An 18,118-nucleotide genomic window follows, 5' to 3' on the forward strand; every position below is an offset into this window, starting at 1 on the left:
ACTGCGAAGGGCTCGAAGCATCGCCATACGCAATTGGGATCGGCAGCCTTACTCTTGCGCGGCTGTCGACGAGAATTGCACGAATGCAGGGCGGTTCGATAACTGCATTAAATGTTGAGGAGCATGGAAAATGTTGACGAAACGGCATTTACTTCGCTCCACTGCGGCGATCGCCGCGCTTGCCGCCACGACAGCTAAGTACACGTCGGCAGTTGCGAAAGACAAAGCCGATTGGCCCAGCCTATTAGAAGCCAAGGACATTGCCGAAGAAGGCTTCATTTACGGCCTGCCCATCATGATGAACTACGCCACCATGTACGAATTTGCTGTCGACCGGAATTCGGGGCAGTTCAAGGCGCCGTTCAACGAGATCAACAACTTATCCCACGTCGCTACTTATAAAGATACCGCCGTCATCACGCCGAACAGCGACACGCCATATTCGATTTTGTGGGTGGACCTGAGGGCGGAGCCGATCGTGGTTTCGGTCCCCCCGGTAGACCCGAAACGCTACTACGCTGTCCAGCTCATAGACGGTAACACATTCAACTACGGCTATATCGGCAGTCGCGCCACTGGAAGCGAAGCTGGCGATTACATGGTGGTCGGACCGGAGTGGAAGGGAGCAACTCCTGCCGGAGTCAAGAAAGTGTTTCAATCGACGACCCAGTTTTCATTGGTTCTCTTCCGCACCCAGCTTTTCGACGCGGGCGACATCAACAACGTGATGAAGGTGCAAGCTGGCTATAAGGCGCAGCCACTTTCAGGCTATCTGAAGCAGGCGGCTCCGCCCGCTACTCCGGCTGTGACTTTTCCGAAGATCGACAAGGAGCTCGCCAAAACGAACTTTTTTGAGTATCTCGATTTCTGCCTGCAGTTCGCGCCGGCACTCGAGAACGAGAAGGACATCCGCGCAAAGCTCGCACGCATTGGTGTCGGGCCTGGAAAGACCTTCGGCTTCAAAGATCTCCCGTTTGAGCACAAGGCGGAGATTCTCGTGGGCATGAAGCAAGGTGAACAGAAAGTGGACGAGGCCGTCGCGAAGGGTGGCGTATCGCTCAACGGATGGCAGGTCCACTCGTTCTTTGGCGATGCAGCGTTCGTCAATGGCGACTGGCTGAAGCGCGCGGCGGGCGCGAAGGCCGGCATTTACGGCAACGATTCCGTGGAGGCGGTCTATCCGCTTACGCGCATCGACGCTGAGGGCAAGACCCTCGACGGTGCCAAGCACAACTACACGCTCACCTTCCCGCCCGATCAATTGCCGCCGGTTAATGCCTTCTGGTCGGTGACGATGTACGACGGCAAGACCCAACTGTTAATCGAGAATCCGATCAGCCGCTACCTGATCAATTCGCCGATGCTCCCCATCATGAACAAGAGCGCGGACGGGTCGCTGACGCTCTATATCCAGAGCAAGTCGCCGGGTAAGGACAAGGAATCGAACTGGCTGCCCGCGCCCGACGGCCCGATCTACCTCGTGATGCGGCTCTACTGGCCGAAAACAGAAACGTCTTCCATTCTGCCGATTGGCAAGGGGACATGGCCGCCGCCCGGTATCATTGCTTGATCGTTAGCCCAGGCCCGCCGATGCGGCGACGAACTCAGCAGGAGAATGGAATGGAGCGCAAGATGTACAGGGCCTTGATATTCGCAACGCTAGTATTTGCGACGGCGATTCCCGTTGCCCGCGCCCAGGTCGATCTCAGCACCTATGCCGACGCCAACGGCTTCCTCAATGTACAGAAGCTTACATGCGCTCAGCTGGCCGGGACCTGGCAAGGCGATGCCGACCGCCTGACAGCCTGGTACAGCGGCTGGTACAATGGACTTGCTCGAAAGCACTATATGGATATCGTCAAATCAAAAGAGGCTGAGCACGAGATCATCGTTTATTGCAAGGCGAACCCTGGTGAATTGATCATTGAGGCGGTCGCCGTGGTGTTCAAGGACATGCGGGCGAGGCTAGGGATCGAAATGAAGCCCTAGCGGTTTCATAATGACCTCGGCAGCCCTGCGCTGGGCGCGGATTGTGCATAGCGTCCTAAGGAGGGCCGATGCAGATGACTTTCGAAGGCGGCGATGGAATAGTCCGGATCGCGATCCGTAGTCGGGAATCGCGTTTCTACGGCGTGGATGTCTACCACCACTCGATGATCGTTTCGCCATGCGCACCATAGCTGTCGTCGACGACAATCCGAGTATGCTGCAAGGCCTGACCCGGCTTTTATCAGCCCATGGCTTCCGTGTCCGGACGTTTGCATCGGCGGAGCTGTTTTTGGACGCCCACGCCGAGTGCGAGGTGGATTGCTTGCTGCTGGACATCCAACTTGGCGGCATCTCCGGCATGGATCTACAACGGCAATTGATCGCATCAGGCAGGGATTTGCCCGTCATTATGATGACGGCGATCGACAGTGAGGTCACTCGGCAGGCGGCATTCGACGCGGGCTGCATTGCGTATCTGAAGAAGCCGTTCCTATCAAAACTACTGATCGATGCGGTCGGCAGGATTGCCTGAGGCCGAAATCGAGTCCTTTAACGATTACAGGCACAGGTAGTGTGCAAAATCGAGTAGGATTGGTTTTCGGAGCCAATTGTAACTCCCTTTTTACCGGCCGCTTTATCGCATGAAAAATCGTACATTGTTCAGTTCGATCGTTCTGCTCCTGGCCATGACGGGTGCGGCTTTCTCTCAGCCAAAGCGGGTGCTCATCGTCCATTCAATCGGACGCGAATTCTCGCCGTGGGACGACTACGCTCGAAACATTCGAGAGGAGTTGCGGCTTCAGTCGAAGGATCCGATCGATATCTTCGAGGTCTCGCTGTCGACGGCTCGCTTCCCGGACGGGGATGAAGACGCCTTTGTCAGCTATCTGAATGCAATATTTTCCGAGCGAAAACTCGACCTGATCATGACGATCGGCGGTCCTGCGGCACGATTCTTTCAGCAAAACCGTCAGCGAATTTTTCCTACGATCCCCACCTTATACGCGGCTCTGGCGCAGCAGATGTCTTCCAACGCACCGGCGAACGATGCAATGGTTTCGGTATCTGTCGATGTATCAAGCACTCTCGACCAGATACTGAATTTGGTTCCGGAGACGACCAAAGTCTTCATCGTAATGGGAAGTTCTCCGATCGAAAGGCTGTGGCTGCAGGAGATGCGCAAGCGTTTTCAGCCGCTGACAACCAGGATGGAGATCACTTATTCCAATGAACTATCGCTGGAAGAGATCCTCGAGCAGGTGGCTACGCTGCCACCGCGGAGCTTCATCGTCTACGGGCAGATGCTTGTGGACGCAGCCGGCGTCGTGCACGAGGGCAAGCGAGCCATAGATCGTATCCGCGCGGTCGCAAATGCACCTATCTTTTCGGAACAGGACGCGTTCTTCGGACGAGGAATCGTGGGCGGTCGGATGACGAACATATCCGACGTCAGCCGCCAGACCGCCGCCGTTGCCGTGCGCATTCTGAGGGGAGAGGCGCCGGGCAGCATCAAGACGCCTGCGATTCCAGCTGCATCGCCCAGATATGACTGGAGGGAGCTGAAGCGTTGGAACATCAGCGAAAGCCAATTGCCGCCAGGCAGCGAAGTTGTTTTTCGGGTGCCCAGCCTCTGGGAGCAGTATCGGCCGCAATTCACGGCTGTTATGGCCGCCATCTTGCTGCAGGGCGGCATCATTGCATTGCTGCTCGTCGAGCGACGGCGACGTCTTGTTGCACAAGCGGAGGCGACAAGTCGCCGCCAGGAAGTCGTTCGCCTGAATCGGGTCACGACCGCAAATGTTCTGTCGTCCTCGATCGCACATGAGCTGTATCAGCCGCTCGGAGCTATCTTGAGCAACACAGAGGCCGCGCAGATGTTGCTCAAGGCGCATCCACTGGATATGGCTCAGCTCGGCGAAATCCTATCCGACATCGTCAGGGATGAGCAACGCGCGAGCGAGATCATTAGCGGCCTTCGAAACTTGCTCAACAACAGAACAGAAGCCGATCTTCGGACGATCGATTTGAATGACACTGTGCGCGACGTCGTCAAAATCGTATCTCCTGAAGTGACTAGGCGGGGGGTGATTTTACGTACCATTCTTGCGCCTGAGCCTCTGCGGGTGCGGTGCGACTCGATTCATCTTCAGCAAGTCATCATCAACCTCGTGATGAATGGCGTGGATGCCATGGAAGAGGTGCCCAGCCCGCACAATCTGACGATCCGGACAAAGCTGGCTGATACCGATCGGATCGAGGTCCGGATATCCGACACCGGGCCCGGCATTCCCGACCCGAAACTGGTAAGCATTTTTAACGCGTTTGTAACAACGAAACCGCACGGGACGGGATTGGGACTGCCGATCGCACGAACGATACTAGAAAGCTACCGGGGCGAGCTGTGGGCAGAGAACCGCACTCGGGGCGCGGTGTTCTCTTTCAGGCTTCCGGTGGCAACCGCCTAGGCTTGCGAGCCACCGCCGGGCTTGCCAAAGAGTTGGCGATGCGGGTCGGGGGCGGAAGTCGTCTCGCCAAGCGCGCCCTCTACGTGCTGTGATGCCCACCCGGTTCTTCCCTGAACGCGGAGTCCTAAGCGCAAGTTCATGTGGCTCGTCCCAAAATGCGGTCCGGGGAATGAGTAAGATGCGGTGCATCATGCCGCATTTCCCGAGCACTTTCGATGCCGTGGACCTTGTTGATGACTGGATCGACCCCTGTCCGCAGCATCGATTGGGTAACCTGACCTTTATGATACTAATGCACGCATCGACTGCTCCAACGGCGTTAGCTTCAAAGGCCGAACGGAGCTTCGACGGTACTGGTAGCCCAGACTGCTGAGGTGGGACTGTTCCGCAGCGCGTCGTGGAAGCTGCTGTTCACAGCTGTCGACTTCGTTCAAGGCCTTGATAACGTGAGGAGCGCGCGCCTTCGTCGTCATTGAAGTCGAAAAAGAACCTTGGCATGAGCCTCAAACGCCGAGTGCCGTTCGCCGTTCCTAGCTCTTCTTGGCTCCCGGAAAAATGCCGAGGACCTCAACATCTGCATCGCGAACGGTGACAGTTCGCCCAGTCATCTCAGCCAGCCGCTTCGCATGCGCGCACGCCTCATCCGCATTTTCTAGATCCAGAGCGACCCGACAGCTTTGTTGCGTCAGCTCCAATGACGGCGATATCGAAAGGTTTGTTATAGGCCACGGCGCAACTCCTGCTGTTGGCGGGTAGCGCGATCCTTGGTACAGCAACCGTGATTTAAGGATTAGACACTTTGTGTACAAGTGAACACGGAACATGGTGCGCCACGATTTCGCGGTAAGCAGGCGAACGGACTGTCTCAGATCGCCTGCCTCACCATCCGTAGAAGTTCTTGGCGATGGCCAGGGTCTCAAGTTCGCTCGTCTCCAAGGCTATCTTTTGCACCAGCATCACGTCTCCTTCGACGAGCTCGCCAACCGGGACAAAGCACCATCCCGTTCCCAATCGGCCGGATGCATCGACCTCGCGGATGTTGGCTGATGTTCTCTGATAGATGCGATAGCGCATGCCGGTTTCGCACCCGACGACGTCGAAATAGCCCTTGGCGTCGAACTGGGCACGCTGCTGCGCAGTCAGCCAGCCGCGGAGCAGGCACAAGCCCTTTCTCCGCCTCTCCTCCTGATAGCTTCTGTAGAAAGCCCCACACGCCCGCCGCCGAAAGATCCTGAGGTAATGAGAACCAGCCACGACAATCACTCATTTGCTTGAAAGGCCGCATCAACGCAATTCCAGTGAAAGATGCCGAGATGCCCGCGCGTGTTCCTAATGCTCGATGCACGCCGATTGCTGCCTTAGGATACGCCGCCCTGCCTCGATCACATTTTGTGAACGATGCCCGCCGAAGAGCGCTCGCTTACGGCGCGGAATGCGGCCGGAGCGAGCCATCGCCTTCAAGGGGCATTCGCAAAATGAACTTGGTTTCTGCCTCAGACGAATCCAACTCGATCGAGCCACCGTGGGCTTTGGCGATTTCGGCCGCGATATAAAGGCCAAGCCCAAGTCCCTGCGAGGGCCCGTGCGCCTCTCCCCGGTAGAACGGCTGAAACAGGCGCCTGCGAGCCTCCTCCGGAATAGCCGCGCCTCCATTGGCGACCGAGAGCTCGAACATCTCTGCTTTGGCGGTAGCTTCGACCCGCACGGGCCGGTCCGGCGCGCCGTGGCTGATTGCGTTGCCGAGCAGGTTGGAGAACAACTGGGCGATGCGGGCCGGATCGCAGAAAACCGGCCTCTCGACTTCGAAATTGGTCTCGATGCGGCGCTCCGGATGGGCCGCGACCAACTCGGCCACAACCTGGTCCAGCACGGGTTCGACGGCGGTAATGGCCTTAGAGAGCGAGATACCCCCTCCAAGGCGGCCGCGCGCCAGGTCCATGACGCTCTCGATCATCTTGGCCATTCGGCCCACGCTGCTCTGCATCATGGCCTCGAGCCGCAGCGCGTCTTCCGGCGTCTTGGCCTTGAGCATCAGCCGTGCACCGGCCGCGATCGATGCGAGGGGATTGCGCAGGTCGTGACCGAGGACGGCGATGAACTGCTCGCGCAGCTCCGCGTTCTCGCGCTCCTGTCGCAGACGCTCCTCCAGAGCGGTCCTGAGCTCGTCGCTCTCCTTGCGGGCGTCGATGAGCCCGCGCTCATAGCGCCGCCGATCCGTGGCGCGCATGATCGTCAGGCGCGTGAATAGGAGCGCGTCGGCATCGGATCGTCGCTCGCGGGCATTCGCGATCGCCGGCAGCCGCGTTCCGTTTTTAGTCAGGAGATCGAGAGCGAACTCGTCGAAGAAACCCTGCATCCGGAGCAGCGGCGCCACATGGGTCTCCAGGAATATGCGACCGGCCATGTTGAGCAGGTCGCTGAGCCGCATCCCGGACAGGTCATCGGGCAGGTAGCCCATCCAATCCGCCAGGGTCCGATTAGCACGATCGATGCGGCCGTCCGGGCGAACGGAGAGGTACCCGCACGGCGCGTTTTCGTAGAGATCTTCGAAGTCGCTGTCGGCGGGATGATTGTTGTTCACTCAGACGAAATCTCGAATTGCGGCGACGACTTCGTCGGGCGCGCTGAGGTTGGGACAATGGCCGGTCGCCTTCAGCACGACCATTTTGCTGTTCGAAATGTTGCGGTGGACGTACGCACCCACCTGCTGCCCGGCGATGATGTCTTCGCTGCACTGGAGGATCAGCGTGCGAGCGTTGACCTTGTCCAGGTCCGCGCGATTGTCGGACAGGAACGTGACTCGGGCAAACTCCTTGGCGATGGCGGGATCGGTCCGGCAGAAGCTGTTGGTCAGTTCCTCGCCAAGTTCGGGACGGTCCGGGTTGCCCATGATGGCGGGCGCCATCTGCGCCGACCACCCCATGTGGTTCTCTTCAAGGAAAGAAAGAAGCTCCTCGATCTGCTGGGAGCTGAAGCCGCCGACGTAGTCCCCATCGTCGATGTAGCGCGCCGAAGGGCCCACCAGCACCAGGCTTTCGAACAATGTCGGATCCTTGATCGCAGCGAGAACTCCGATCATCGCGCTGACGGAATGCCCCACGAAGACCGCGCCCTTCAGCCCAAGCGCTTGGCCAATCTCGACGACATCGTCGGCATAGCCGGACAATTTGGAATACTTCTGGCGATCGTAAGCGGTGAGGTCCGAGCGGCCCGCTCCGACGTGGTCGAACAGCACCGTGCTGAAATCGGCCTCGAAGGCCGGCGCCACGAACCGCCACATGTTCTGATCGCACCCGAACCCATGAGCGAACATCATCGGACGCTCGCCGCGGCCACGGACTTGCACGTTGTTGCGGACCTCGATCGTCATTTGTTACCCCCGAGCGTGTGACAGTTCTTGTGGTCTGGACGAGCGTAGGGTGAACTGGACCCCTATGCATCCCTTTGCGAGCGCCGGGCAGCTATGACGTTCAGATCAGGAGACCCGACAAAGCCTCGACCAACTGCGCCGGCGCGAAGGGCTTGGGCAGGATGACGCTACGCGGCACGCCGTTTGAGGCCCAGCGATGGGCGCTATCCCCGGAGACGTAGAGGATCCCGCAGCTTGGATCGCGCTCCCGTACGAGACGGGCGAGCGCCCAACCATCCATTCTGGCGGGACCCAGATTGATGTCGGTGACAAGTGCTCGCGGCAAAGAGCTCTCGCTGAGCAGGCCGGCCGCCGCTTCGCCTGAGGCGGCGCTGAGCACGCCGTAGCCTGCCTCGACCAAGGTCTCCTCCAGCATCTCGCGGAGGAGATCTTCATCCTCAACCAGAAGAATGGTTGATCTTTCTGCGGCGTTTTGGGAGTTGCTCAGGTGCATCCTCTCGCATCTCCTATCAAAATGACTCCCGCGGTCCTGATGACGCACGTCACCCGGCCCAACGTAGAACAGGACGAAGCGTTCATTTTTTCTTGCTGCGTCGCCCTCGCAAGGAACCAGGAGAAATGTTGGCGCAGACTTCGCCGATGTGCCAGCAGCAGTCAATTGCCCATCGTTGGGCCAGAGATGCACCTTAATAGGGGACAAACTTCGAAGGCGCTTCCAGTCAGGCCCCGTCCGGTCCCGGAATTATCGCTCAGTGCGAAAGTGGGGTCACAAGCGGTCCCGGACCGCTTGCTCGCGGCAGGTCAGCTATGGGGCAACACTGACACTGGAGGACCGCCAACTGAGGCGGCCTTAATTCATCTTGCGGCGAAGCTTACGTTGCAGTTCGCGCTGTTCCTCGATGTCCTCTTGGACCATCTGGCGCAAATCATCCTCGCGCTTAGTGCCGGAGGGCGGGGTCTCCCGAGGTGGTTCTTTGTCAGCCATGGTGGCATCCTAAAACACTGGCCGCCGGCCGCCGTGAGGCAGCCTTAATCTTCCCAAATGCGCTCGGCCGCACTTGTCGCACTGTCAAAGGTTGACGGTGCGACCAGTCCCCACGTCCAGCATCGAATATCGCAGCCGAAGGGGGTAGCGCAAGCCGGGCAATGCGTAGGCTGGGGGCGGGGCTGGCGAGACTGTTCGGACATGCAGATTGTATGCGCCCGAACAGCAAAATTGGCCACTAACTGAATTCAAACTAGGCCACTGAGGTCGGGAGCAGGCCGGGGCTGGCCGAATTCGGCCACTCCGCAGGCACTAACGAATTGACGCTGGGGCGTTCGGGATGGCTATCGCAAACCCATTGCCAGCCCCCGCCGATTCAGTGCGGAAAACATAGCAGGCACGGCGTTTTCACACAGCCAGGGTCACAAGCGGTCCTCCGCCGGCTACGCGCGGCAGGTCAGCTACGGGCGGCCAATTCCGGACATCAAGGCGCGATGCGCGGAGGGTGTTCTGGATTGAGGAGGATGAAGTTCTCAACATCCCGCCGGCGCTCTGGCAGTGGCTGTGCGCCCGCGTGGTGCCGAAGCGAGTCGCATGGGCGCGGGCGAGAGTGCCGAAAAGGCGGCCGGGAGGGCCGCGAGCGAGGATACGCAGGACGTGCAGGGATCAAAGGCTTGGCTAACCAGAGGCTCGCGATGCCATGCCTAGCATCGCGCCCGACGTCAGAGCTGTGTCCCCTTGTGGAAAAACCTGCGCTTCACGCGCCCGCATCCGCCGTCAGCTTCGAAAGCAGCAATGGGGCACGGCGAGAGCACAAGGGCCCTACCGGACATCCCCGACCCACTTCAAACCTACATAGGGGCCGTGCAAAGCAAAGTCCGATGGCGGCGGACGATTGTTGAAGCGGTTTAAGGCTGGACTGCCGTAGCTTCCAGTCTGGACCCCTTGAGGCTGCGGCTGAATTGGAGCCTTTGGCGTAACTGGAGCGGGTAATGTGCGGGACGTCACACCGGTCGAGATGCTGGGCCTCTGTACATTCTGGGCATTGGCCAAGGTGGAAATCAGGGTGATTCCGAATGTAAACGCCGCTGCAGCAAGGGTAATCGATCTGATCTGCATGATGCCTATCCTCAAAATACTCGACCTAAAGTGGAGCACGTCACTTGCTACTAATCAAGGGCTGGGGCCTCGCTCCGGACGCGATGGTTCCTCAATTCCACGTGTAACGGAGACCAGCTTGAACTCCCGAAGTCTGGGTCGGGTTGTACCCTGCGATCGGGGCGCTGGGGCCGCCGGTCTGCCCGATAGCATGCACCTCAAGGTAAGACGAGAAGCTCGGGCTCCAGACAATGGCAATCTTGCCAGACCCGCGGTAGCCGATCGCGCTCGATGGGATGATGGGCCCGACAGCTCCCAACGCGCTGGAGTCGGTGATCTGATACGCGAACACGGAAAGGGATGGCTGAACTATGTAATCCATCCATTTCATTTGAGTCCCGAACCGCGCCCCGGCGTGCACCTCCGTCGTGTCGGAAATCTTAATCCCGAAGTTCTCTGAGTAGCCTTCGGAGTACGTCATTCCGATACCGGGCTCGATGAACACCGAAAAAGGAAAATCAAACCGGTACTGCACATTTCCGGTGAAGCCCAGCGTGTTGCCCTCGATGACGGCAGGGACGAATCCAGGAGCCGACAGGGTGCTTCTTGTCCAGCCGAGGAAGCTGGTCAGATCGGCGGAAAGCCCTCCCCTTAGATAGGAGACCGTGATCGAGGTCGAAGGTGCGGAGGTGTCGACGGTCAACAGACCGCCTTGGTGCGACCAGGAGCTGCCTCCTGTTCCGATGAACGTCAGGGCGTCGTCTCCCGTAAAGATTCCAATCTTCGTTACGTCGAATGCTCCGGTGACTGAAGAGGTATCGGTCACGATTCCCGCGGTCATGGAGCGGTCTATCCCCCCAATCAAATTGCCGCTGTAGAGCCAGCCTGTAGCTACGGCAGGGGCCGCTCTCGTGGCCTTCGCATAAGCAAGAGCCTGGAAGGGATCGTCGACACCACGGACTGCAAATGGATCGCGGCTGTCGAACTTCGATCCGTCTGCACCGAACCTTAGTCTTCCAGAGGACGGCGGAACAGCACCTTGGCGGCGCAGGTGGTCGCGAACGTTCTGCAGAATGTTCTGCACCACGTTGTCATTGATTTCCTGATAGATGCTGATGCCGCCGGACTGAGCCGTGGCAGGTTGTACCAAGATCCACGTTAAGGCCGCTGCCGCAGTGAAGGCACCCCAAATTCTTGCGCGCTTCATTTCGATTCCGCCCCGAGTCCACTGAAGAAAGTAGCTGAACCGTAGAGCTGTCGCCAGTGCAAATGGGACGATTATGGACCCGGCTTAAGCGGGCAAATTGGTCCGCTCAGGGTCATGAACGCCCTTAGGACTGCCGGCGGGTTTCTTCCGGTCATCCACTATGACCCGACCACCTGGGACGCTGCCTAGACTTCGCGTTCGGGCCACATGCGGACATCAGATGCCTACCAAGCGTACCGCAGCAAACCCTTGCCGGCGTAACTGCGAGTGACGTTTGAGAACTCGCCTTCGAAGGTGCCGGCGGCGGACCAGCCGTTCATCCACTTCACTTCCGCGGCGGCGGTCACTAGCGCCGAGTCGCTCGCCTGCGCCGCTCCATTGACGACGAAGGACGCGCCGGGAAGCGCCGTGAAAGTGGCACCGATCGCTCGATCTGGATTGTAGTCGTGTGACCAGGCGGCGCGCCCGCGTAGCGTGAGCACGGCGTTCTCCATCGCAAATGACTTGTCGGTGCGGATGCCGAGCTCGCTGCGGGCATCCGTCACGCTCTTCGAGCCGTAGGTCAGGGCGAACGCGCCTCCGCCTGAAACGACGCTTTCCGCGTAGCCCGGCAGATCGAAGGTCGTGAACTGGCCGGCCGAATAGGGTGTGATGCCGAGCCCGTCCATCCACGGCGCCACGAAGCGGTAGCCACCCTCGAGCCGTCCCGAATAAGCATTCGCTTTGAACCGCGCCAGCAACTGATCGGTCCCGGCGATGGTCACGATGCGGTTGGTGGTGACGTCCTGCCAGCCATAGGCCAGCGCGCCCGAGAGATAGGCCGCGCCGATGGTATGCCGAACGAACACACCGGCCTGGAACAGGTCCGAACGGCCGTAGCCGCTGTTGGCGACGCTGAAATTGGTGCCGCCGCCTGCCAGCGAAAAGCCGGCGATCGTGGACGGCGAGAAGCGATAATCAGCGCCGAGCGCGGTGCCGTAGATGCTCGACGTCGCGGTGTTGGAGCCGGTGGTGGCATTGCCGTCCGTGGTCTGGGACCCACCATAAGCCGCCGCCCATACGCTCCAGCGAGGCACGAACGGAACAGCCAGCGCCGCCTTGGTGTAAATCGCCGCCAGCGCGTCAGTCGGCTTGCGCTTGACCGCGTAGCCTAGCTCTTCGTCGACGTAGCCGATGGTGCCACTGTCCGTGCTTCCGACCTCGCCGCGGCCGGCAATGAACGGATCGGTCATGATGCCCATGAACTGGTTCATGGCATTAAAGGTGGTTTGTTGGGGCGCGCTGCCGACTTCACCCGAAAGCTGCGTGAGGCCGGTGGGCGTCAGGCTGCCGAACACGATCGGGATTGTGCCATTGCTAATGAAAAAGTTGGTGAGCGCAGTCCCGACGTTCTGCTGATTGCCGCTGAGGTTGCCGGACGGCGGCACGAACGACAACGCTAGGTTCAGATAAGCGTGCGTAGCGTCATTGCTTAAGGAGGCTTTGAAGCCCGACGGAACATTCAACACCGCGGGGTCGAACGTGCCCGTGATGCTGCCCGCGGTGAGGATGGTGTACTGCTTGGCGACATAGCTTCCGGCGGCAAAGCTCGCTACCACCGTAGCCCCGCCGAGGGTTGCCGTGCCCGTGACGGCCGTGAATGACGACGTCGTCGGGTTGATCTGCACCATATAGGTCGATGCTGACTGCAGGACGAGATTGCCAGCAACCGTGGTCGATGTACCCGGCACGGCCACCGTTCCAGCGAGGAAGAGGCCTCCCGAATTCACCTGGGTGTTGCCGAGCGTGCCAGAGCCGGTCAGCCTACCGCCAGCATTCACGACAATCAAACTTGAGGTCGCGATTGAGCCGTCCACGTTCAACGTGCCAGCGTTGACGGTCCAAGGGGCCGCCGCCGTCGTCGTTCCGGTCAGCGTCCAGACGCTACTGCCAGTCTTCACCAAGGTCGAGAAACCTTGATACTGCGCCGTCGCGCCTAGCGTGGAGACGTCAAAGCCCGCGTTGTTTGCTCCACCAAGGCGAAACGTATCCGATCCGGCGCCAACGACGTTGCCGATAATCGTCGATCCTGCCCACAATTCCAGGACGTTGCTGCCCCCGCTGAAAGTGATCGCGTTGGCGCGCGTCGAACCATCTCCGGAAAAACCACCGGTGATCGTGCCGCTGTTGATGATTGCCAAGTTCGAGCCGGAGACGCCAGCGCCTCCTAGGCCAGTTGCGCCGGCAATGCCAAAGAAAGTTCCTGCGAGCCCACCACTTCCACCCGCGCCGCCGATGATGCTGCCGCTGTTGATCAAGGTCCCGCCAGCGACCGACGCCGCAATGCCGCCATTGCCTCCCTTACCTCCATTGCCGCCTATTGTTACGTCAGAATCACCTCCTGCGCCGCCGCTTCCGCCAATGCCGCCGAGGATAGACCCGTTGTTGGCAAGGCTCGCACCCGGGCTCCGCAGCACTGCGCCGAAGCCACCATCGCCTCCACCACCGCCGCTACCAGCGTCAAATTGGCTTTGCCCTCCGGCACCGCCTGTCCCTCCGGTGCCCCCCGCTATGGTTGAATTATTTGAGCTTGGGCCGACTCCCGTGAAAAGCACGCCGCCACCGCCTTCACCGCCCCCACCGCCGCCACCACCCAAGGTACCGGCGGGCAAAGGGGATGCTCCACTACCTCCAACCGTTCCTGATGTCGCAGCTATTATGGCCGCCGACGGTGCCACCAACCCGAAATTGCCCCCGTTGCCGCCGTCGCCCCCAGCCGAATCGCTGCCCAGCGGGACGATCGCTCCGCCAGTGCCGCCTATGCCCCCTGTGCCAGTCACGAGGCTTACACCGCCGCCGCCGCCACCACCACCACCATAGGAAGCCGGAGGGGCATCATCGCTTCCGTTGCCGCCGTTTGGTGTAGAGGCGTTACCGCCCGCTCCGCCGAACCCATTTACCGCGGGCGCCCCGCCTCCACCGCCATCAGCGAACGCTGGGGTTATCAGAAAACCCAGCCCCACCAGGATCGCCCAACCCAGCCGAAGGTGCGCCGTGCTTACTTGCATGCAGCCCGTTTGCAATCGAGCCCGCCGAAGAGCGATGCGTTCCAACATACGTTTCCAACCTCTGCCTGGGGGCTGAGAGGCCGAGAATGTAGATGGCCGACAACCAGCAGGCTATCATTCAACGCCATGCACGCGGGATTCACTGGCTGTGTGATGGGTTTGCAACAGTCGTGGCGCGCTAACGAGAGTGTCCGCCGACATTCTGCCAGCAAACGGCTGCAATGGGTCTTGGTCGTGTAAAAACGCTGTTGCATGACGCGGACCGGCGCGGTCGAACTCAGGCTATCGCGGTCCGATCAATTTTGGCAAGTTTTACGGCCGCTCGACCAGAACTCATCCTGAGGCAATGTCGGGGGCTCTTATACGCGCCCCATGAACCGCAACGGCGCGCGGCAACGCCCGTATCACGCCCTCACCGCCGCCAGCAGCGGTTTCATCCCGACGATGTTCAGCACGCGTGTCAGATTGTAGCCGAGCACGCACAGCGCCATCTCGGTCGCAACTTTCGGCAGCGTCACGCACAAGAACCGCGTCGCGCCCATGCGCATCTTCAGTGTGCCGAACGGATGCTCGACGGTCTCGCGGCGTGTGCGCATGGCGTTTGGATTCTTGTCGAGCCGCGCCTGAGCGCGTTCGAGAACGTCCTCGTGCACCCATCGCTTGATCCGGCGTTGTGGGCTCTTATCGCGATTATTGACTGCTTTGAATTTGCTGCCGTCGACCGCAACGCTGGCTGTCGCGAGCAAGCCCATCTTGCGGCACACCTCGACGAAGCGCGCGCAGACCTTTTTGATGCCGGGACCATTGTCCTTGCGGAAATCGGCAATCGTTTTGTGATCGGGCGCAAGCCTGGCGAGCAAGGTCTTGAGTTCATTACGTACAGAGCGCCGTAGGCGTAGGTCCTTAGTACGTGCTTGGAAAGGGTGCAATCCGGTCACCGGACACGCCGACGGCTGAAGTCATGCGGCCTTCCGAACCCTTTCTTGCTCCTCGCCCAGAGTGTTTGGTTCTAATCGGAATTGGGTCACGGCTCTTCGGCTGGCTCTGTGGCCAAGCCAATTGATCAGGACTTGCTCTTCCGTAAGCGACTTACCCAGTGCGGAAAATACGACGGTGCTGATAGCTTGTTGTTGGCTGCGCAGGTGGTCTTCAACCAGCTTGTGTCGGGTGACATAGCCAGCGTTCACACCAGGGATAGAATGGTTCATGAGGAGCTTGGCATCGAACTCGGAAACGCCGGCAGCGGTGGCAATCGTCCGAAATGTTTGACGAAGGTCATTGCCCCATTTTGATAGAATATCTCGATCTTCCTTTGTTTCCGCTAAGTGCCCTGAAGCGCTCTCAGCTGGGAATAGCCATTTTTGCGCCTGAGACGGATGCATTTGCCTGCCGAAACGAAGCACCCTGGTGAGGCTCAGGATCATTTCCCGAGATAGCGGGATGTCGAACGCTCGCTTATTGCCTCCCTTCGGCATTGGGATGTGGAGCGTTCGGCTTCGAAAATTGATGTGCTCGGGCTTGGCCTGCTGCAATGCGGTGGGCCTGGAGCCACAGAGTAATGTGAAAAGATGGAATTCGCGCCGGATCGGATTGTCCAGACTAGCCAGCTCGAAGAACCATTCTTTCAAATCACCGGTGCCCATACCAGTGTTCCTGCGCTCCTCCTGATTCCAATCGACTGCATTTGCGGGATTGTCACGTGGCAGCGATCGATTGGTCTTCCGAGCATGATTGTAGATGGCCCGCAGCGTCCGCATGCTGCCATTCGCCATATACGGACCGTTCTCCTTGGTAAGCTGATCATGCTTTTCGGCGACCCGGCCGGGATCGTTCGCGAGATCGAGCAGAGGGGTGTCAAGCCATTCCGAAAAGAGACGTTCGACGTGATCCCGATAGCCACTTATCGTTTTCTCGCTACGGCCTTTTCGGATCAGATGGGCTTCCAGATAGCGTTGCCAAGCCTGCTTTAGGGTAGCGGCCGCTACGGCACTATTCCCATCGGTCTCAGCCTGTCCGGCCTTTCCGTCTAGTCTCGTTTTCGGGTGCTGTCCTTTGCTGATCTGAGCAAGATATTCCTTGGCAATCGCGCGGGCTGCTCGGGTCGTCAACTCGCTCGCATCTCCAATCGACACTCTGATGGATGAGGCTCGCTTTCCCCGTTGTCGAAGATCACCTTGAACAGTGAACGTCCTCTTCCGCTTCCCCACAACCACGAAGAAGCCTTTCAACTCGGTATCGCGAGCCAGATACCAGCCATCTTCGGGCGTGGGTAGCTGGGCGATGGCCTTGTCGCTGAGAGTAATGCGAATGTCGGTCATGCGGGCGGCGTGAACTGCTAAAACGGTTTTCAAACGGTTTTGGCGAACTGAGGTGTTTGAAGGTGAGGGTTTGCTGGACTGCGAAGCTATGCGACAAGTCCCTATAAATAAAAGACCTTCTTGGACGCCGTCGTAGTTTGGCGCAGATTCAGAAATCGCAGAGAGGCGCCGGTTTTGAACTCTTAATCAGCGGGTCCCAGGTTCGAGCCCTGGTGCGCCCACCAAACTTTTCAATAGCTTAGGGGTTTCTCGCGGACGTCATTCCGACAGACGGCCGATGGCTATTCCGACAAACCGGCTGCTTTTGTTCTTTCCTCTCGCCGCTTCTTGGTGCCTGAAATTAGCTGTTTCCGTGTGCGCTTTGCATAGGTCGGCAATTGCCGCGATGACCGGTGGCGCCCGGCCGCTCTCAGCTCAGCGTCCGTCAGATCGCTGTCAGCCCCCTCGGTAAAGCCGCCGTGGCGGAACGAAGTGAATGACAGCTCTTCCCGTAGATTGGCCGCGCGAATGATCTTTTTCACGACCTCCCGCAGATATCGAAGATCCTGTCGCTCCGTAATCCATGGCAGCGGAATAGGTGATCTCCGGTGCTTATGATCACGCCGAAAAGCCAGCCCGGAGACGATGCCTTGCTTGATGTCGTCCAGTTCTGCCATCAGTTCGGGAAACAAGGTCTCGCCGGTCTCGTCAAAGAGGGGCCACCAAGCTTCCTCGCCATTCTTTGGGTGCACGATGCGCACGCTGTTGGGGCGCTCTTTCGGTCGATAGTGGCTGATCTCAAACGCACCAAATACATGTTCTTCTCGCTGGAGCCACTCCCACGCGACAAGCGCTGCCGTGGCGACGGATCGATAGCCGAGTTCGTTGGCCGTAGCGCGAAAAGCCACGAGTTCGTCCCAGGTCGCGGTCGGCGTCTCTCGTATCGGCTGACCCGGCGCACGCGCCTTCAGTCCCATTTTTGAGAATGGGTTGACGGTCGGCACTCTCTTTTCTTCTACACGTTGTCCGACGAACCAGGCACGTCGGCACGCCGTCATCGCAGCGTTAGCAAAGCGGCGACGCTGGCGCTGTACGATGTTTCCTTCTGCGTCCTCTTCTTCGACAATGAGCAGCTTCGCATAAACGGCGTCGACAAAGCCCTTCGTAAAGTCGGCAATCTGCTTCGACCCTGCGCGCGTGCCGTCCTTTAGCAAGTGGTCAGCGAATAATGCCAGACCTTGCTCATAGAGACGCTGCGTCTTGTGGTCGATCTCCTTCCACTTCTGATGCGCTTTGAAGACGCCGGCGAGCCAGTCAAATGATCCAGGCGAGACGCCGATGGGGACCATGTCTGTAAGGCCACGAGAACGCCAGCTGTCGAAAGCTGGCAATAGAACGTATTCGGCGCGCTCGACGGCCGATGTGTAATCTTCGCCAAGGGGCTCCGCCTTCACATGGCATCCCTGTTCGCGCGCCCAGGTCGGAGGCTCGAAAAAGTAGGCCCATCGGCCATTCTTTAAGGGCTTCCTTCTGCAATACCGAGGCAATTTCAAAGCAGTCTTCGGGGGCTTCATACCAGTGCTGCCAGATCCGTTAAGAGGCGATTCTGCCGGATAGCGCAGGCTCGTGCAACATACTCGTCTACAATCACCTTTGACCA

At 59.3% G+C, this 18,118-nt stretch carries 13 protein-coding genes and 2 pseudogenes; 4 read left to right on the top strand and 11 right to left on the bottom strand.

The annotated features are described in order from the left end of the window. Positions 1-130: 130 nt before the first annotated feature. The 4 genes from IVB40_RS08635 to IVB40_RS08650 all read left to right on the top strand — a co-directional run bounded on the left by IVB40_RS08635 (position 131) and on the right by IVB40_RS08650 (position 4,454). On the top strand, positions 131-1,570 hold the full coding sequence (locus tag IVB40_RS08635; protein WP_247438644.1) for a DUF1254 domain-containing protein: 1,440 nt from the start codon (positions 131-133) through the stop codon (positions 1,568-1,570). Positions 1,571-1,620: 50 nt separating this feature from the next. Next, positions 1,621-1,989 (top strand): HdeA/HdeB family chaperone, encoded by a 369-nt coding sequence (locus IVB40_RS08640; RefSeq protein WP_247438643.1) that lies wholly within the window; start codon positions 1,621-1,623, stop codon positions 1,987-1,989. 178 nt (positions 1,990-2,167) lie between these two features. Then, complete coding sequence (locus tag IVB40_RS08645; RefSeq protein ID WP_247288360.1) at positions 2,168-2,521, top strand: response regulator; 354 nt, start codon at positions 2,168-2,170, stop codon at positions 2,519-2,521. A 109-nt stretch (positions 2,522-2,630) separates the two neighbouring features. After that, positions 2,631-4,454, top strand: a complete 1,824-nt coding sequence (locus IVB40_RS08650) for an ATP-binding protein (RefSeq protein ID WP_247438642.1) — start codon at positions 2,631-2,633, stop codon at positions 4,452-4,454. An 879-nt stretch (positions 4,455-5,333) separates the two neighbouring features. On the opposite strand, the gene IVB40_RS08655 is transcribed toward IVB40_RS08650, so the two are convergent. From IVB40_RS08655 to IVB40_RS08700, 11 genes and pseudogenes are all read right to left on the bottom strand, one after another. Then, the gene (locus IVB40_RS08655; RefSeq protein ID WP_247288366.1) at positions 5,334-5,618 is read right to left on the bottom strand and encodes a hypothetical protein; all 285 of its coding nucleotides are present in this window, start codon (positions 5,616-5,618) and stop codon (positions 5,334-5,336) included. 256 nt (positions 5,619-5,874) lie between these two features. After that, on the bottom strand, positions 5,875-7,035 hold the full coding sequence (locus IVB40_RS08660; RefSeq protein WP_247818606.1) for a PAS domain-containing sensor histidine kinase: 1,161 nt from the start codon (positions 7,033-7,035) through the stop codon (positions 5,875-5,877). Further along, on the bottom strand, positions 7,036-7,824 hold the full coding sequence (locus IVB40_RS08665; protein WP_247436079.1) for an alpha/beta hydrolase: 789 nt from the start codon (positions 7,822-7,824) through the stop codon (positions 7,036-7,038). A 100-nt stretch (positions 7,825-7,924) separates the two neighbouring features. After that, the gene (locus tag IVB40_RS08670; RefSeq protein WP_247288369.1) at positions 7,925-8,317 is read right to left on the bottom strand and encodes a response regulator; all 393 of its coding nucleotides are present in this window, start codon (positions 8,315-8,317) and stop codon (positions 7,925-7,927) included. 357 nt (positions 8,318-8,674) lie between these two features. Next, positions 8,675-8,809, bottom strand: a complete 135-nt coding sequence (locus IVB40_RS35750; RefSeq protein ID WP_256464258.1) for a hypothetical protein — start codon at positions 8,807-8,809, stop codon at positions 8,675-8,677. Between the two features lie 1,210 nt (positions 8,810-10,019). Next, positions 10,020-11,114, bottom strand: a complete 1,095-nt coding sequence (locus IVB40_RS08675) for a hypothetical protein (protein ID WP_247436083.1) — start codon at positions 11,112-11,114, stop codon at positions 10,020-10,022. Between the two features lie 224 nt (positions 11,115-11,338). Then, positions 11,339-13,411 (bottom strand): autotransporter domain-containing protein, encoded by a 2,073-nt coding sequence (locus tag IVB40_RS08680; protein ID WP_247436086.1) that lies wholly within the window; start codon positions 13,409-13,411, stop codon positions 11,339-11,341. Positions 13,412-14,565: 1,154 nt separating this feature from the next. Further along, positions 14,566-14,841, bottom strand: a pseudogene (locus IVB40_RS08685) (transposase); the annotation flags it as partial. Between the two features lie 3 nt (positions 14,842-14,844). Further along, positions 14,845-15,051, bottom strand: a pseudogene (locus tag IVB40_RS08690) (IS5/IS1182 family transposase); the annotation flags it as partial. A gap of 69 nt (positions 15,052-15,120) precedes the next feature. Beyond that, positions 15,121-16,479, bottom strand: coding sequence for an integrase family protein (locus IVB40_RS08695; RefSeq protein ID WP_247436090.1), 1,359 nt, complete (start codon positions 16,477-16,479; stop codon positions 15,121-15,123). A 281-nt stretch (positions 16,480-16,760) separates the two neighbouring features. After that, positions 16,761-17,912, bottom strand: coding sequence for a hypothetical protein (locus IVB40_RS08700; protein ID WP_247818607.1), 1,152 nt, complete (start codon positions 17,910-17,912; stop codon positions 16,761-16,763). Between the last annotated feature and the right edge of the window lie 206 nt (positions 17,913-18,118).

Source organism: Bradyrhizobium sp. 40 (assembly GCF_023100925.1).
Lineage (GTDB): Bacteria > Pseudomonadota > Alphaproteobacteria > Rhizobiales > Xanthobacteraceae > Bradyrhizobium.

What these genes read in the sequence shown, in the direction of transcription:
- IVB40_RS08635 (WP_247438644.1), top strand. Translation starts at nt 131, where the DNA reads ATGTTGACGAAACGGCATTTACTTCGCTCCACTGCGGCGATCGCCGCG.
- IVB40_RS08640 (WP_247438643.1), top strand. Translation starts at nt 1,621, where the DNA reads ATGGAGCGCAAGATGTACAGGGCCTTGATATTCGCAACGCTAGTATTT.
- IVB40_RS08645 (WP_247288360.1), top strand. Translation starts at nt 2,168, where the DNA reads ATGCGCACCATAGCTGTCGTCGACGACAATCCGAGTATGCTGCAAGGC.
- IVB40_RS08650 (WP_247438642.1), top strand. Translation starts at nt 2,631, where the DNA reads ATGAAAAATCGTACATTGTTCAGTTCGATCGTTCTGCTCCTGGCCATG.
- IVB40_RS08665 (WP_247436079.1), bottom strand. Translation starts at nt 7,824, where the DNA reads ATGACGATCGAGGTCCGCAACAACGTGCAAGTCCGTGGCCGCGGCGAG.
- IVB40_RS08670 (WP_247288369.1), bottom strand. Translation starts at nt 8,317, where the DNA reads ATGCACCTGAGCAACTCCCAAAACGCCGCAGAAAGATCAACCATTCTT.
- IVB40_RS35750 (WP_256464258.1), bottom strand. Translation starts at nt 8,809, where the DNA reads ATGGCTGACAAAGAACCACCTCGGGAGACCCCGCCCTCCGGCACTAAG.
- IVB40_RS08675 (WP_247436083.1), bottom strand. Translation starts at nt 11,114, where the DNA reads ATGAAGCGCGCAAGAATTTGGGGTGCCTTCACTGCGGCAGCGGCCTTA.
- IVB40_RS08695 (WP_247436090.1), bottom strand. Translation starts at nt 16,479, where the DNA reads ATGACCGACATTCGCATTACTCTCAGCGACAAGGCCATCGCCCAGCTA.